The sequence below is a fragment of the Polaromonas sp. P4_F6 genome (genome assembly GCF_056401275.1).
On sequence record NZ_JBFUJQ010000011.1, the window covers coordinates 122,838 to 138,701 of the forward strand.

General features: G+C 61.5%; 15 protein-coding genes. 10 read left to right on the forward strand and 5 right to left on the reverse strand.

Going from position 1 to position 15,864, the window contains the following annotated elements; genetic code table 11:
• Positions 1-314 precede the first annotated feature (314 nt).
• Positions 315-2,144: a linalool dehydratase/isomerase domain-containing protein gene (locus AC1DUN_RS21450; RefSeq protein ID WP_477715754.1), complete on the forward strand. Its 1,830-nt coding sequence runs from the start codon at positions 315-317 to the stop codon at positions 2,142-2,144.
• Positions 2,145-2,271: 127 nt separating this feature from the next.
• Positions 2,272-2,673, forward strand: coding sequence for a diacylglycerol kinase family protein (locus tag AC1DUN_RS21455; RefSeq protein WP_477715755.1), 402 nt, complete (start codon positions 2,272-2,274; stop codon positions 2,671-2,673).
• Between the two features lie 125 nt (positions 2,674-2,798).
• On the opposite strand, the gene rpmG is transcribed toward AC1DUN_RS21455, so the two are convergent.
• The 3 genes from rpmG to trxB all read right to left on the reverse strand — a co-directional run bounded on the left by rpmG (position 2,799) and on the right by trxB (position 4,321).
• Positions 2,799-2,966, reverse strand: coding sequence for a 50S ribosomal protein L33 (rpmG, locus tag AC1DUN_RS21460; protein WP_007863188.1), 168 nt, complete (start codon positions 2,964-2,966; stop codon positions 2,799-2,801).
• An 11-nt stretch (positions 2,967-2,977) separates the two neighbouring features.
• Positions 2,978-3,211 (reverse strand): 50S ribosomal protein L28, encoded by a 234-nt coding sequence (rpmB, locus tag AC1DUN_RS21465; RefSeq protein ID WP_413329935.1) that lies wholly within the window; start codon positions 3,209-3,211, stop codon positions 2,978-2,980.
• 165 nt (positions 3,212-3,376) lie between these two features.
• Complete coding sequence (gene trxB, locus AC1DUN_RS21470; protein ID WP_074578185.1) at positions 3,377-4,321, reverse strand: thioredoxin-disulfide reductase; 945 nt, start codon at positions 4,319-4,321, stop codon at positions 3,377-3,379.
• Positions 4,322-4,495: 174 nt separating this feature from the next.
• On the opposite strand from trxB, the gene AC1DUN_RS21475 reads away from it, so the two are divergent.
• The 3 genes from AC1DUN_RS21475 to lolA all read left to right on the forward strand — a co-directional run bounded on the left by AC1DUN_RS21475 (position 4,496) and on the right by lolA (position 8,251).
• Positions 4,496-5,173: a Crp/Fnr family transcriptional regulator gene (locus tag AC1DUN_RS21475; RefSeq protein ID WP_007863182.1), complete on the forward strand. Its 678-nt coding sequence runs from the start codon at positions 4,496-4,498 to the stop codon at positions 5,171-5,173.
• Positions 5,174-5,261: 88 nt separating this feature from the next.
• Positions 5,262-7,601: a DNA translocase FtsK gene (locus AC1DUN_RS21480; protein ID WP_477715756.1), complete on the forward strand. Its 2,340-nt coding sequence runs from the start codon at positions 5,262-5,264 to the stop codon at positions 7,599-7,601.
• A 5-nt stretch (positions 7,602-7,606) separates the two neighbouring features.
• Positions 7,607-8,251 carry an outer membrane lipoprotein periplasmic chaperone LolA gene (lolA, locus tag AC1DUN_RS21485; protein ID WP_477715757.1) on the forward strand — a complete coding sequence of 215 codons (645 nt, stop codon included), beginning with the start codon at positions 7,607-7,609 and terminating at the stop codon, positions 8,249-8,251.
• A 13-nt stretch (positions 8,252-8,264) separates the two neighbouring features.
• Here the strand turns inward: lolA and AC1DUN_RS21490 are convergent, their stop codons facing one another.
• Positions 8,265-8,645 carry a nuclear transport factor 2 family protein gene (locus AC1DUN_RS21490; protein ID WP_477715758.1) on the reverse strand — a complete coding sequence of 127 codons (381 nt, stop codon included), beginning with the start codon at positions 8,643-8,645 and terminating at the stop codon, positions 8,265-8,267.
• Between the two features lie 130 nt (positions 8,646-8,775).
• Between AC1DUN_RS21490 and AC1DUN_RS21495 the strand changes: the two genes are divergently transcribed.
• The 3 genes from AC1DUN_RS21495 to AC1DUN_RS21505 all read left to right on the forward strand — a co-directional run bounded on the left by AC1DUN_RS21495 (position 8,776) and on the right by AC1DUN_RS21505 (position 12,494).
• Positions 8,776-10,077, forward strand: a complete 1,302-nt coding sequence (locus AC1DUN_RS21495) for a replication-associated recombination protein A (protein ID WP_477715759.1) — start codon at positions 8,776-8,778, stop codon at positions 10,075-10,077.
• A 181-nt stretch (positions 10,078-10,258) separates the two neighbouring features.
• On the forward strand, positions 10,259-11,398 hold the full coding sequence (locus tag AC1DUN_RS21500; RefSeq protein ID WP_477715760.1) for a branched-chain amino acid ABC transporter substrate-binding protein: 1,140 nt from the start codon (positions 10,259-10,261) through the stop codon (positions 11,396-11,398).
• Positions 11,399-11,495: 97 nt separating this feature from the next.
• Positions 11,496-12,494: an asparaginase gene (locus tag AC1DUN_RS21505; protein WP_477661245.1), complete on the forward strand. Its 999-nt coding sequence runs from the start codon at positions 11,496-11,498 to the stop codon at positions 12,492-12,494.
• A gap of 33 nt (positions 12,495-12,527) precedes the next feature.
• On the opposite strand, the gene AC1DUN_RS21510 is transcribed toward AC1DUN_RS21505, so the two are convergent.
• Positions 12,528-13,421 carry a LysR family transcriptional regulator gene (locus AC1DUN_RS21510; RefSeq protein WP_477661244.1) on the reverse strand — a complete coding sequence of 298 codons (894 nt, stop codon included), beginning with the start codon at positions 13,419-13,421 and terminating at the stop codon, positions 12,528-12,530.
• A gap of 351 nt (positions 13,422-13,772) precedes the next feature.
• Between AC1DUN_RS21510 and AC1DUN_RS21515 the strand changes: the two genes are divergently transcribed.
• The gene (locus tag AC1DUN_RS21515; RefSeq protein WP_413329891.1) at positions 13,773-14,702 is read left to right on the forward strand and encodes a branched-chain amino acid ABC transporter permease; all 930 of its coding nucleotides are present in this window, start codon (positions 13,773-13,775) and stop codon (positions 14,700-14,702) included.
• Between the two features lie 34 nt (positions 14,703-14,736).
• Positions 14,737-15,855 carry an ABC transporter permease subunit gene (locus AC1DUN_RS21520; RefSeq protein WP_477715761.1) on the forward strand — a complete coding sequence of 373 codons (1,119 nt, stop codon included), beginning with the start codon at positions 14,737-14,739 and terminating at the stop codon, positions 15,853-15,855.
• The last annotated feature ends 9 nt before the right edge of the window (positions 15,856-15,864 follow it).

The window sequence follows — 15,864 nt, forward strand, 5'->3', positions numbered from 1 at the left end:
GAGAGCGGTTTTTTATTGTTCGGCGCAAAGTACGAGCTCCGCCCGCAACTCAAAACGGGCTATCGGGTCGATGTTCCGCAACGTAAATGGTCGTCCAGCAGGCGACTTCACGCCAACTTCATACAGCTCATCAAGACCTCACAGGCGCGTATCAGACTGCACCTATCGAAATCCGGGCGCATCAATCCGATGTTTTCATTTCGAAGAAAGGTCGGTCTGTGAGTTCAATCCGTAGCGTCGCTACTCTTCCGCCATACACGCGAATTTTCGGTCCGATAACGACAAGAAAGACTGTCCGGCTTTTAACGCTGTACATGCTGCTCGTTGCGGGCGGCTCGGTTTTGCTGCTTTTCGCGCATCAGGATGCCTTGCAGATTTTCGGTTTGGGGTTGATGGTGCCGGGCGGCGGATTTCTGGCGCATGCTGATATCTGCACAGGCAGTGGCATAGGGCATGTAGCCGCCTGGCTGTGTTCGGTGGGTGCCTTGGCATTTGCGCTGTTGGTCTGGTTTGGCACAGGCAATGTGTTGCTGCCTCCGTTTGTATGGCTTGGTTCGGCGTTTTGGGCCGCGAGCATGAACCATGGCGCAATTCAGCCAGGCGTGGTACTCAATGTGTACTGCGTGCTCGCGCTGTTTGCTGCAGTGGGCTGCCTGTCGATGCTGGCCTGGTTCATGTTTTCAGGCCGGCAAAGGCGCATCGATAACGATTACTTGGTCCGACAAACGGCTCGATTGGGCACTATCTTCACAGCCCAACCGTCAAGGCAAAAACCAGAGATGTCGTTGGCGCATCTGCATCGTGTGAGGTTCGCACTCGATCGAGCTCTACAACCTTTCGATGAATTTTCGGGCTTCGAGCAACGCGACCAGTTTCAGACGGCGGCACTTCGGTATCAAATCAACTTTCTGGCTTATGGCATCGCCTTGACGCAGGCACGCTTCACGCCCGCGTTAGGCGGATACATGAGTGATGCGCAAAGCAGGTTACTGAACAAACAGGCACAGCACCGCGCGTGGGCCTACTGGTCGCTGGAAAATCTGTGGGGAAATTTCCGGTGGAGCCCCGACCCTACAGCCCGTGAAAACATCATGTACACGGGCTTCGTGGCGCTGCAGATAGCCCTGTTCCAGGCCAGCACGGGAAGTCAGGAATTTTCGAAAAAAGGTGCCTTCACGCTGGTGCATCCGAACGGGAAACGCTACGAACACAGTTTCCAGTCCTTGCTGTCCAGGTTGGAAAAAGAATACGAACGTTCACCCTTCTATTTGATGGCCTGCGAGCCCAACTGGGTCTACCCCCTGTGCAACACATTGGGAGCTGCGGCGCTGCGTGCCCACGATGCGCAGTACGGTCAGATGAAATGGGCCGGTCACGCGCCGGAGTTTCGCCGGCATCTGGACGCGGAGTTTCTGGACGGTATGGGTCGCTACGTGCCATGCCGTTCTACGTATACGGGATTGGCCTTACCCGCCATTGGTGGCGCAATGCCCCTGGCGATGCCGTGCTACTTTTTGAATGCGCTGGAACCTGACTTGGCGCGTCGCCAATGGCTGTTGTTGAGACGTCAGCTGTTCGATAGCCGTGAGCGACTTCGACGCAGTGAATTCTGGCCCATCGACACAGGAAACTATGGTTTCTCAAGAGGCAGTGCCTACGCGGCGACGGCCTTGGCGGCGGCAGAGTTGGGCGATGAGTGTGTGTATCAAAACTGTATGGATGCCCTGGAGCACGAGTGTCCAACTACTCTCAGTCATGGGGTCGCCCACAGGAGCAAGGCCTCGGTATGGGCGCATGGTGTCGAGCTGATGGCGCGCTCCGGAGGGCGCAACAGTTTTCGAAACTTGATCAGTCACCCGCTTTCATCACAAGGTCCCAGGTTGGAACTCCATTCCTACCCCGATGTGCTGGTTGCAGCTGCGCACTCCGATGCTGTAAGCAGCTCTTTGCAAGCGGTGCTGTACGGCGGAGCCGGCGACGGCATCAAGAGCTTGAGCGTGTCGGGCTTGCGCCCGTTAGCACGCTATCGGGTCACAGGTGCATGTCTGACGCAGGTCCTGGCTGACGATTTGGGAAAGGTGTGCTTGCAGGTTCCGCTTGCTGGACGCACCTGTTTGACGCTAGAGCCGGCCGGTGCACTGTGATGGGCTGCTGTATTTTGATGGCCACGGTATGGGGCTGCTTGTATGGGTTGCAGGTTATGCAGGTGTGCACTGCTCGACGTTCATGTCTTGCCCAGGCTTGGCGGTTGGTAAATAAGAAGGATGGGAAATGAAACAAGCCCCTCATGCCTGCGCTCCGCGGCGATTCACGTTGGTCGCACGCCTCAAAAGCTTTGGTTATGCCTTCGAGGGGATAGCTTTGATGCTTAAAACCCAGCACAACGCATGGCTGCATCTAATCGCCACAACGCTGGTGACGGGATTGGCCGGCTGGTGCCGGGTGGACGCCGGCGATTGGCGCTGGCTGATCGGCGCGATGGCCATGGTTTGGATGGCAGAGGCCATGAACACAGCCGTGGAGTCGCTCTGCGATGTTGTGTCGCCACAACATTCATTAGCGGTCAAATGCGCAAAGGATCTTGCCGCCGGCGGCGTATTAATTGCGGCTTGTGCAGCAGCGGCAACCGGTGTCATAACCTTCTGGCCCTATTTATTCAGGCAAGCCGCGTAGCAACCTGCTTGTTTCGCGGGAGTTCTGCTTTCTAAGCCCCCAAAAAATAAAGGACACCGAGGTGTCCTTTTTCTGAATGTACTGACCGAGCTGATAGTTTTTGGCTACGCACGGATTCGTAGCCATTACTTCAGCTTGATTTCCTTGTATTCCACGTGCTTGCGTGCCTTGGGATCAAACTTCATGATCAGCATCTTGTCGGGCGTGGTCTTCTTGTTCTTGGTGGTCGTGTAAAAGTGACCGGTGCCGGCGGTGGATTCCAGCTTGATTTTTTCGCGTGCGCCTTTTGCCATGATGGTGCTCCTTAAGCTTGGCCGCGTGCGCGCAGGTCTGCGAGCACGGTATCAATGCCCTTCTTGTCGATCAGGCGCAGTGCAGCGCTCGAAACGCGCAGGCGGACCCAGCGGTTTTCGCTCTCGACCCAGAAACGACGGTATTGCAGGTTCACGAGGAACCGGCGCTTGGTTTTGTTGTTGGCGTGGGAAACGTTGTTTCCGACCATCGGGCCTTTGCCCGTTACTTCACATACGCGTGCCATATGCACTCCAGTACTTTTCAACAGCAGTCATGTCGCAAGGCACTTGCTGCCTGTCGTCATTCCTGCCTCACCTCGCCAGAATAGGGTGGCGGTAACCCGAGACTGCCAAACCGGCCCTTTTGGGGGCAAATTTAGCAAAGCCTTGAATTATAAGGGATTTTTTGTTTACTCTGCTTGTTCGAGGAAACGCTGGGCGTCCAGGGCCGCCATGCAGCCGGTTCCGGCGCTGGTGATGGCCTGGCGGTAGACATGGTCCTGCACGTCGCCGGCGGCGAAAACGCCGGGCACGCTGGTCATGGTGGCAAAGCCCTGCAGCCCGGTTTTGGTGATGATGTAGCCGTCCTTCATTTCCAGCTGGCCGGCAAAGATGTCGGTGTTGGGCTGGTGGCCGATCGCGATAAAGCAGCCCTTGAGGCTGAGGTCCTGCGTGGCGTCGCTCTGGGTGCTTTTGAGGCGCACGCCGGTCACGCCCGAGGCGTCGCCCAGCACTTGGTCCAGCGTGTGGTGCAGCTTGAGCTCGATCTTGCCGGCCTTGACCTTCTCGTGCAGCTTGTCGATCAGGATGGCTTCGGCCTTGAATTTGTCGCGGCGGTGCACCAGCGTGACCTTGCTGGCGATGTTGGACAGGTACAGCGCCTCTTCCACGGCGGTATTGCCGCCGCCCACCACGCAGACTTCCTGGCCGCGGTAGAAGAAGCCGTCGCAGGTGGCGCAACCCGAAACGCCGCGGCCCATGAAGGCGCTTTCCGACTCCAGCCCCAGGTATTTGGCGGAGGCGCCGGTGGCGATGATCAGCGTGTCGCAGGTGTAGGTCCCGCTGTCGCCGGTCAGGGTGAAGGGGCGCTTGCTGAAATCAACCTTGTTGATGTGGTCAAAAATAATCTCGGTCTTGAAACGTTCCGCGTGTTCGAGGAAGCGCTGCATCAGGTCTGGCCCCTGCACGCCGTGTACGTCGGCCGGCCAGTTGTCGACCTCGGTGGTGGTCATGAGCTGGCCGCCCTGCGCGATGCCGGTGATCAGCACCGGGTTGAGGTTGGCGCGCGCCGCATAGACGGCCGCGGTGTAGCCGGCAGGTCCCGAACCGAGGATTAAGACGCTTGAATGTTTCATGTTGAAAAACTGATTGGGAAAGTGTAAGAACTCGGGTAGAGTCGTGCCGCATAAGCGCAGCGCAAGGTAAAACCGTCGAGGTAGTACTTTTGCGGCATTTGGTTTTATAAATTACGTGCCATTGTAAGAACTCACGCGACGTCCCGTTGTTTGTGAGGTTGGGAGATATCAGATATGACGACGATGGTGTCCAACCTGGAATTGATTCGCCGGGTACCCCTTTTCTCCGTGTTGACGGCCGCCCAGGCCGCCTCCGTCGCCGATACGGTGGTCAAGCGCCGCTTCAAGCGCGGCGAGCCCATCGTCGAGCAGGGCAAGAAGTCCAACGCGCTGTCCATCATCCTCACGGGCCGGGCCCGCGTCGTCACCACCGATGCCCGCGGGCGCGAGGTCATCCTGGCCACCATGCACCCCGGCGACTACGTCGGCGAGATGAGCCTGATCGACAACGAACCGCATTCGGCCACGGTGCGCGCCGAGATCCAGACCGACGCCCTGATCCTGGGCCGCCTCGAATTCGCGCGCTGCCTGCCCGAGAACAGCTCCATGGCCTATGCCGTGCTCAAGGGCCTGGTGCAGCGCCTGCGCCACGCCGACCGGCAAATCGAGTCGCTGGCCCTGATGGACGTGTACGGCCGCGTGGCCAGGGCCTTGCTGGAATTCGCCAGCGACGACGGCACCGGCAACACCGTGATCCGCGACAAGGTGTCGCGCCAGGACCTGGCCAAGATGGTCGGCGCCTCGCGCGAGATGGTCAGCCGGGTCATGAAAGACCTGGAAGAGCGCGGCTTCATCGAAACCCGGGACGACGGCTCCGTCCTCGTGAAAGAGCGCCTGCATACCCTGGGTTAACACGCCCGGCTGATCGCCCGCCACCCATTTGGCGCCCGTGGCGCTCCTTCAAGGCTTGCACTCAACTGCGGTAAGCTTCAAGTGAGCCATGACTTACTCACTCGATACCCTGAACTCCAGAAACTCCCCCGCCACGGGCGCGCCCGGCGGCATCAAACGCTTTGCCCATGAAGTCAGCTTGATCCTGGGCCTGCTCGGCCTGGTTTTCTGGCTGGCCGCCTTGCTCAGCTATTCGCCGCAGGATGCGGCCTGGTCGACCTCCGGCACCGCGCAAGCCGTGGCCGGCGGCCATGCCGCGACCCTCAACTGGGGCGGGCGCGTGGGCGCCTGGCTGGCCGACGCCAGCTATTACCTGCTGGGCTTTTCGGTCTGGTGGGCGCTGGCCGCGGGCGGCCAGGCCTGGCTGAGGTCGCTGGCGCGCTGGCTGCGCGGCGAACCCCTGGCGGCCGGCGAGTCCCACCGCATCCGCTTCTGGCTCAGCCTGCTGTTGCTGCTGCTGGCCAGCGCGGCGCTGGAGTGGTCGCGGCTTTACCGCTTTGAATTCAAGCTGCCCGGCCATGCCGGCGGGGTGCTGGGTTACCTGGCCGGTGCCCAGGGCGAGAAGTGGCTGGGATTTGCCGGCTCCGGCCTGGTGTTTATTGCGCTGGGTGTCATTGCCGTGTCGGCGGTCTTCGGCTTTTCGTGGGCCCATGTGGCGCTGCGTGTAGGCGCCTGGATAGACAACCTGATCGATTCGCGCCGCGAAAAGCGCGAAATCGCCCAGGATCTGGCCTTCGGCAAGCTGGCCGCCCGCGAGCGCGAGGAAACCCTGATCGACGAACGCATCGAAATCGAGGAACACCACCCGGTGCCGGTGCTGATCGAGCCCGTGCTGGTCGACATTCCCAAAAGCGAGCGCGTGGCCAAAGAGCGGCAAAAGCCGCTTTTCAGCGAAATGCCTGACTCCAAGCTGCCGCAGGTCGACCTGCTCGACGGCGCGCTGAGCCGCCAGGAGACCGTGGCGCCCGAAACCCTGGAGATGACCTCGCGCCTGATCGAGAAAAAACTCAAGGACTTCGGCGTCGAGGTGCGTGTGGTTGCCGCCGCACCCGGCCCCGTCATCACGCGTTATGAAATCGAGCCGGCCACCGGCGTCAAGGGCTCGCAGGTCGTCAACCTGGCCAAGGACCTGGCGCGCGCCCTGAGCCTGGTGTCGATCCGCGTGATCGAGACCATTCCGGGCAAGAACTACATGGCGCTGGAGCTGCCCAACGCCAAGCGCCAGTCCATCAAGCTCAGCGAAATCCTGGGCTCGCAGGTCTACAACGAAGCCAAGTCCCTGCTCACCATAGGCCTGGGCAAGGACATCAGCGGTGCCGCCGTGGTGGCGGACCTGGCCAAGATGCCGCACTGCCTGGTGGCCGGCACCACCGGCTCGGGCAAGTCGGTCGGCATCAATGCCATGATCCTGAGCCTGCTTTACAAGGCCGATGCGCGCGATGTGCGCCTGCTGCTGATAGACCCCAAGATGCTGGAGATGAGCGTCTATGAAGGCATTCCGCACCTGCTGGCCCCGGTGGTCACCGACATGCGCCAGGCCGCCCACGGCCTGAACTGGTGCGTGGCCGAGATGGAAAAGCGCTACAAGCTCATGAGCAAGCTGGGCGTGCGCAACCTGGCCGGCTACAACGGAAAAATCGACGAAGCCAAGGCCAAGGGCGAGTTCATCTACAACCCCTTCAGCCTCACGCCCGAGCAGCCCGAGCCGCTGGAGCGCCTGCCTTACATCGTGGTGGTGATCGACGAGTTGGCCGACCTGATGATGGTGGTCGGCAAGAAGATCGAGGAACTGATCGCTCGCCTGGCGCAAAAAGCCCGGGCCGCCGGCATCCACCTGGTGCTGGCCACGCAGCGCCCCAGCGTGGATGTGATCACCGGCCTGATCAAGGCCAACATCCCGACCCGGCTGTCCTTCCAGGTCAGCAGCAAGATCGACAGCCGCACCATCCTGGACCAGATGGGCGCCGAGGCTTTGCTGGGAATGGGTGACATGCTTTACATGCCGAGTGGTACAGGCTTTCCAATCCGGGTGCATGGTGCGTTTGTGAGTGATGACGAAGTGCACCGCGTGGTGGCCTACCTCAAGCAGCAGGGCGAACCGAATTACATCGAGGGCGTGCTCGAAGGCGGCACGGTCGACGGCGAAGACGGCGACCTGCTGGGCGAGGGCGGCAACGGCGGCAGCGGCGAGAAAGACCCGATGTACGACCAGGCCGTGGAGGTCGTGCTGAAGAACCGCAAGGCCAGCATTTCGCTGGTGCAGCGTCACCTCAAGATCGGCTACAACCGCGCCGCGCGGCTGGTCGAAGACATGGAAAAAGCCGGGCTGGTCAGCGCCATGAGCGGCAGCGGCCAGCGCGACATCCTGGTGCCCGCAAGGGCGGAGTGACGATCATGAAGAAATACCTTGCGATGATGCTGGTGGCGGCTTGCGCCCACCCCGCCTGGGCCGACGGCCTGGACAGCCTGGAGGCTTTCGTGAAGACCGTCAGCAGCGGCCGCGCTGAATTCACCCAGGTCGTCACCGCGCCGGCCAGGGACGGGCAGGCCGCGCGCAGCAAGACCTCCACCGGCACGTTTGAGTTTTCCCGGCCCAACCGCTTTCGCTTCATTTACAAGAAGCCCTTTGAGCAAAGCATCGTGGCCGACGGCCAGACCTTGTGGCTGCACGACGTGGACCTGAACCAGGTCAGCTCGCGCAAGCAGTCCAGCGTGCTGGGCTCCACCCCCGCAGCGCTGATTGCCGCGGCGCCCGACCTGCGCGCCCTGCAGGCCGATTTCACGCTGGCCGCCGCGCCCGACGCCGACGGCCTGCAATGGGTGGTGGCCACGCCCAAGAGCAAGGAAGGCCAGCTGCAGTCCGTGCGCGTGGGTTTTCGCCCCGGCGAAAAATCCTCCGGCCTGGCCGCGCTCGAGATCACCGACAGCTTCGGCCAGCGCTCGGTGCTGAGTTTCAGCAAGGTCGAGGTCAATCCCAGCCTGCCCGCCGACACCTTCCGCTTCACGCCGCCCAAGGGCGCGGACGTAATCCGGCAGTAAACCCGGCCGGGGCTCAGGCCACCGGGGGCTTGGGAAGGCGCTGCGCGGGATCGTAGAAAAACGTTTCCTCCGCGATGCGCTCGCCCTCCCAGCGCTGCCAGGCGAGCTCTTCCATCTCGGTGCGGCTGCCGTCCTGCCACTCGAAGCGGAAGATCCAGCGGATCACCACGTGGTCGCCGTTGAGCAGGGCGGGGCGCACGCAGGTCGAGGTCAACGACTTCGCCCTCTCCATGACCTTCTGCTCGCCCAACACCAGGTTGGCGCGCCCCACGCGCGGCGCGGCCTGGTTTTCCTGCATGGACGCGTTCTCGGTGTAGAACTCTTCAATGGCTTCGGCGTGGGCGTTTTCTTCAACGCGGGCGATAAATCGTTCCAGGGTGTCGCGGCTTGGCATGGGGTTTCCTTTGAAAGGGTGTGATGGGGTTGTACACGAGTTACCCCAAGCCTGCAGCCGGTCCCGCGCGTGGCTTAGACTCATGGCATCCCAGTTCCCCAGCCCCTGATCTCCCGTTTCCCACCTGCCCGTGAAAGCCGCGTCCTCCACCCACCAGCCCCTGGCCGAGCGCCTGCGCCCGCAAAACCTGGGCGAAGTCATAGGCCAGCAGCATCTGCTGGGCGAAGGCATGCCGCTGCGCATCGCGTTCGAGTCCGGCCAGCCGCACAGCTGCATCCTTTGGGGCCCGCCCGGCGTGGGCAAGACCACCATCGCGCGCCTGATGGCCAGCAGCTTTGACGCGCACTTCATCACCATTTCGGCCGTACTGGGCGGCGTCAAGGACATCCGCGAGGCGGTGGAGCAGGCCAGCATCTGGCAGGCCCAGGGCGGGCGGCGCACCATCGTGTTTGTCGACGAGGTGCACCGCTTCAACAAAAGCCAGCAGGATGCCTTCCTGCCGCATGTGGAGAGCGGCCTTTTCACCTTCATAGGCGCCACCACCGAAAACCCCTCGTTCGAGGTCAACTCGGCCCTGCTGTCGCGCGCCGTGGTCTATGTGCTGCAGCCGCTGGGCGAGGCGGACCTGAAGCAGATCGTGGGCAAGGTGCTGGCCGAAAACGCGCTGCCGGCCATCACCGCCGTCGATGCGCAGGCCGTGGACCGCCTCGTGGCCTATGCCGATGGCGATGCGCGCCGCCTGCTCAACACGCTGGAGTCGCTCAGCGTGGCGGCCAAGGCCGAGAAGGTCAGCGCAGTCACTGACGCCTGGCTGCTCAAGGTGCTGGGCGAGCGCCTGCGCCGCTATGACAAGGGCGGCGAGCAGTTCTACGACACCATCTCGGCGCTGCACAAATCGGTGCGCGGCTCGGACCCCGACGCCGCGCTCTACTGGTTCATGCGCATGCTCGACGGCGGCGCCGAGCCGCGCTACATGGCGCGCCGGCTGGTGCGCATGGCCAGCGAGGACATAGGCCTGGCCGACCCGCGCGCGCTGCGCCTGGCACTGGACGCGGCCGAGGTCTATGAGCGCCTGGGCTCCCCCGAAGGCGAGCTGGCCCTGGCCCAGTGCGTGATCTACCTGGCGGTGGCGCCCAAGTCCAACGCGGTCTACAAGGCCTTCAACGAAGCCAAGGCGTTTATCAGCAAGGACGGCACCCGCCCGGTGCCCCTGCATTTGCGCAATGCACCAACAAAGCTCATGAAGCAGCTCGACTACGGCAAAAATTACCGCTACGCCCACGATGAGGAAGACGGCTTCGCGGCCGGTGAAAACTACTTTCCCGAAGGCATGCAGGCCCCGGGCTTTTATCGGCCGGTCAACAGAGGGCTGGAAATGAAAATTGCTGAAAAGCTCGAGCAGCTGCGGGCAAAGAACGACTCTAAGAAATAAGCCGCGCGCGGCGGGTTGAGGTGGAAGATTGCCGGCGGGCAGCGAGGTGCGGCTCAGTCGATGCGGATCGGCGCTCCCCAAAACAGCGCATACGCTTTCTGCATGGCGTGCCCCGTCTGCGCATGCGTGAGGAGAAATCCCCGTTTGATACTACCAACTCATCAATTCATCAGGAGTCGGTATGTCGTCAGGTTCTTGCATAAAAAGCATTCTTTCGGTGCTGGCAGTTGTTTCGGCAACTTCGGCCTTCGCCCAGGAAAAAATCAAAATTGCCATCGTCGGACCCTTGTCCGGCCAGGCGGCGAACTACGGAAAAGACAACGAGCGTGGCGCGCAGCTGGCTATTGACGACCTCAACGCCAGCCAGTTCAAGATCGGCGGCAAGGCCGTAAAGTTTGAACTGGTGTCCGAAGACGACCAGGCCGACCCGAAGCAGGGAACCGCCGTTGCACAAAAACTGGTGGACAGCGGCGTCAACGGTGTTGTGGGGCACAACAACAGCGGCACCACGATTCCTGCCGCCCGCATCTACAGCGAAGCGGGCCTTCCGCATATCACCCCGGCGGCCTCCAACCCGAAGCTCACCCAGCTGGGCTACAAAACCACCTTCCGCACCATTGCCCATGACGGGATGATCGGTAGCGCCCTGGCTGTGTTTGCGTCGACCAAACTCAAGCTTCAAAAAGTCGCGTTGATTGACGACCGCACGGCATATGGCCAGGGCCTGGCGGATGAGTTTGAAAAAACCTTCAAATCGCTGGGCGGTGAAGTCGTCGCGCGTGAATTTACCAATGACAAGGCAAGCGATTTCTCGCCCATCCTGACGACGATCAAAGGCAAGAAAGCCCAGGCTGTGTTTTTTGGCGGGCTTGATGGGCAGGCCGGGTCCATGCTTCGCCAGATGGCCCAGTTGGGAATGGGGCAACTTCCTTTCATGGGCGGTGACGGCGTCTGCACCGGCGATCTGCCCAAGCTGGGTGCGCAGGCTGTCGGGAAGAACGTTATTTGCGGCGACGGCGGCGAGGCCTTGATGGATATGAAAGGCGGCCCCGGTTTTGCAAAACGCTACAAGGCTGCTTACGGTGCCGAGGTCGTGGTGTATGCGCCTTATGCCTATGACAACGTCATGATATTGGCCAATGCCATGCGTGCGGCCGGTTCGGCGGAGCCCGCGAAATACCTGGCGTATGTCGGCAAGACAAAGCACGAGGGCATCACCGGGCATATCGAGTTTGACGGAACCGGCCAGCGCAAGAATGCCGCCGTCACCTTGTCCACCTACCCCCAGGGCATCAAGACCACGCTTGTCACGATGAAGTGACGCGCCTGCGCCCGGAAAGTCCCCGCACCCCTGAAAGACCGCGGCGCCGATTTCGCCGCCGTCTTCCTGGTGCGCCTAACGCAATTGCTGAACATTGATGCCAAAAATAAAAATTGCCGTTCTGGGAACTGGGGGCACCATCGCGGGCGAAGCCGATTCCGCGGCGGACGTACTCAATTACCAGGATTCACAGCTCTCCGCGGCCGACACGCTGGCGCCTTTGAGGCCTTATTTGCCCGGGAACGTCGAGCTGCTCGTGATCCAGATCAGCCAGCTGGGCAGCGAAAACTTCTCCACCGATACATGGCTCGGCCTGGCTGACGCGATGACCCGGCTGGAGGAAACCGAAGCTCCCGATGGCTTTGTGCTGACGCAAGGGACCGATACGCTGGAGGAGACCGCCTACTTTCTGCACCTGGCGATCAAGACGCCCAAGCCGGTCGTGGTGGTGGGGGCCATGCGGCCGGCAACGGCCCTCAGTGCGGATGGTCCTCTGAATCTCTTGCGAGCGGTGCAACTGGCCGCCAACCCTCTTGCGCGAGGCCTGGGTGTGATGGTGGTTGCAAACGAGCGGATCTTTTCGGCCCGTGAAGTGACCAAGTCCCACACCTCCTCGATTGACAGTTTTGGGAGCCCGGAATTTGGTTGCGTCGGCTATATGCAAAACGGCGAGGTCAAGCTGCACCGGATGCCGTCGCGCCAGCACACGGTGGATTCGCCTTTCAGCGTGGCCGGCCTGCGCAGCCTGCCGAAGGTGGATATTGTTTATGCCTACGCTGGCGCCGGCTGTGAAAGTATTCGCGCATTCCTGAACCACGGCGCGCGCGGCCTGGTGCATGCGGGCACTGGAAATGGTTCCATCTCCAGTGTTCACCAGGCGGCTTATCGCGAGGCGATTCTCCGGGGCATACCTGTGGTACGGAGCTCCCGCACCGGGAGCGGCCTTGTCTCGCGCAATGGCGCGATGAACGACGATGCCTTTGGCAGCGTTGGCGCCGACACGCTCAGCCCGCAAAAAGCCCGCGTGTTGCTCTGCCTGGCATTGACCTTGACGCAGGATGCGGTGCAGCTGCAGCGCTATTTCGACAGCTACTGACCTGCCCCGATGTCGGCAACCATCTCAGCCCATTCAGCTACCGTGAATCAGACTCGCCTGGGCCTTGAAGTGTTCCATAAACTTTCTTTCATGCAGGCCAGCCTGGTGTGTGACCAGTCGCATCGCGGCGACCCTGATGGGCACTTCAGGCGCAAAGGGCAAAACCTGCGCTCCGAGCACCTTGCCCAGCGCACCGGTCAGGGAGTCGACCAATGCCACCCCCAAGCCTTGCATGGCCAGGTGCATGGCGACCACGCTGGTTTCGACCGAAACATTGCGGGTGAGCGCAATGTCGGCCATCCCGTCCGTCTGGGCAATCAGCGAGGCCACGAGGTCATCCTTGCTCAATCCAATGATGTTGCAGGAGCCGAGGTCCTGGATGGAGATGGATTTTTTGGATTTGGAAAAATAACCCGATGTGGAGACTGAACAAAAGTGGGCCTGGAGCAGGTCCGTGGTGTCGAGCGCCGCGTGCGCGACCGGTTCATAAACAAACCCGATATCGACCTGGCCGGCCAGAAGCGCCTCGACAAGAGAGTCGTAGTGGTAGGTTTCCAGCGTCAGCTTGCATTTGGGATATTGCTCGATGAAGGACCTCACGGCGCTGGGCAAGACGGCTGTGGCCAGCGAGGGCACGGCTGCGATCCTCAACTGCTTGATGCCTCCGTTGCGCAGCCCGGCTGCCAGCGAGGAGGCATGGCTCATGCATTCCATGATTTTCAGGATCGCCGGGCGCAGCTGCTGGGCTTCGTCGGTCGGCGCCATGCGTCCTTGCTGGCGGTGAAACAGAAGAAAGCCGAGTTCAGTTTCCGCGCTGGAAATCAGGCGGGATACGGCCGGCTGGGAGAGATTGAGCATCTTTGCCGCGCCGGTGACGGTGCCGCAAAGAAATACCGCGTTGATGGCCTCGTATTTATGGAATCGCATGTCGGATTTTAAAAATGGACGGCTTGCGGGGCATCAGGGGTTTGCCGCAATGGGGCGCGGCTCGATGTCGCATTAGGCGGGATTTTCAAAGAGTAACCAACATAAGACTGACTAATGAAAAGTTAAAAATCGATGTTTCACCAAATGTTAAGGGTAAACCCCGCGAAAACCGCCTGCTTGGCCCGATTCTCGCTTAACACCGATGGCTACAATTTGCGGATTAGCTCGCCATTCAGCAGCCAACCGGCTTTGATGGGCGGGCTTTTTGTTAACTCGCGCCAGCCACCGGTGATCCCGGCGGCAGGTGCCGCCAGACTGAGTTGGCATTTCATTTACATGGGAGAGTGAGTTATGGAAGTATTGCTACAGCAGATCATCAACGGTCTGGTCCTGGGCAGCATGTATGCCCTGATCGCGCTGGGCTACACGATGGTGTACGGCATCATCAACCTGATCAATTTCGCGCACGGCGAGGTTTTGATGGTGGGGGCGCTGACCAGCTGGACCATCATCCGCTGGATGCAGGAGGCCATGCCGGGCGCGCCGGGCTGGCTGATTTTGCTGATATCGCTGCTGATCGCCTTTGTCGTCTGCGGAGCCCTGAACTTCGCGATTGAAAAAATCGCCTACCGGCCGCTGCGAAACTCCCCCAAACTGGCCCCGCTGATCACCGCCATCGGCATGTCGCTGCTGCTGCAGACACTGGCCATGATCATCTGGAAACCCAACTACAAACCCTATCCCACCCTGCTGCCCACCGAGCCCTTCCAGGTCGGCGGCGCCGTCATCACGGTGACCCAGCTCTTCATCCTGGGCGCCACCGCCGTCTCCCTCTCCGTGCTGATGTGGCTGGTGCACTACACCAAGCTGGGCCGCGCCATGCGGGCCACCGCCGAGAACCCGCGCGTGGCGGCCCTCATGGGCGTCAAACCCGACACCGTCATCTCCGCCACCTTCATCATCGGCGCCGTGCTGGCGGCGCTGGCCGGTGTGATGTACGCCTCCAACTACGGCACGGTGCAGCACACCATGGGCTTCTTGCCCGGCCTCAAGGCCTTCACGGCCGCCGTGTTCGGCGGCATCGGCAACCTCGGCGGCGCGGTGCTGGGCGGCATCCTGCTGGGCCTGATCGAGTCGATAGGCGCAGGTTATATCGGGCCGCTGACCGGCGGCGTGCTGGGCAGCCAGTACTCCGACATCTTCGCCTTTATCGTGCTGATTTTTGTCCTCACGCTGCGGCCTTCGGGCCTGCTCGGTGAGCGTGTGGCGGACCGGGCCTGAAGGCCCCTCCATCCGGTACACAAGGAGAATATTGATGAATTCCACACAATCGAAAAAACTGGTGACCTTTCTGGTCGTCGCGGCGGCGCTGCTGGTGCTGCCCCTGATCCTGCAGCAGGGCGGCAACGCCTGGGTGCGCATTGTCGACATGGCGCTGCTCTATGTGCTGCTGGCGCTGGGCCTGAACATCGTGGTCGGCTACGCCGGCCTGCTGGACCTGGGCTATGTCGCCTTCTTCGCCGTCGGCGCCTATCTGTTCGCGTTGCTCGGTTCACCCCACCTGGCCGACGCCTTCCCCTGGATCGCGGCGCAGTTCCCGAACGGCCTGCATTTGCCGATCTGGGCCATCATTCCGGCCGCCGCGGCGCTCGCCGGTTTCTTCGGCGTGATACTGGGCGCCCCGACCCTCAAGCTGCGCGGCGACTACCTGGCCATCGTGACGCTGGGCTTCGGTGAAATCATCCGGGTGTTCCTGAACAACCTGGACCGCCCCATCAACCTGACCAACGGCCCCAAGGGCATCAACCAGATCGACTCGATGAAGTTCTTCGGCTTCGACCTGGGCAAGCCGCATGAGTTCTTCGGCATCGAGGTCAACTCGGTGTCCATGTACTACTACCTGTTCCTGGTGCTGGTGATCGTTTCGGTCGTCATCTGCCACCGCCTGGAAAACTCCCGCATAGGCCGCGCCTGGATGGCCATCCGCGAAGACGAGATCGCCGCCAAGGCCATGGGCATCAACACCCGCAACATGAAGCTGCTGGCTTTCGGCATGGGCGCCACCTTCGGCGGCGTGTCCGGCTCGATGTTCGCGGCCTTCCAGGGCTTTGTGTCGCCCGAATCCTTCAGCCTGATGGAATCCGTCATGATCGTCGCCATGGTGGTGCTGGGAGGCATAGGCCACCTGCCCGGCGTCATCCTGGGCGCCTTGCTGCTGGCCGCCCTGCCCGAAGTGCTGCGCCATGTGGCCGGCCCGCTGCAGGCCATGACCGACGGCCGCCTCGACTCCGCCATCCTGCGCCAGTTGCTGATCGCGCTGGCCATGATCACCATCATGCTGATGCGTCCGCGCGGCCTCTGGCCTTCCGCCGAGCACGGCAAGTCGCTGAATAAGGTCGCCGGCAAAGACCCCATTCAGTCAATCAACCCCTAAGGAGAATGG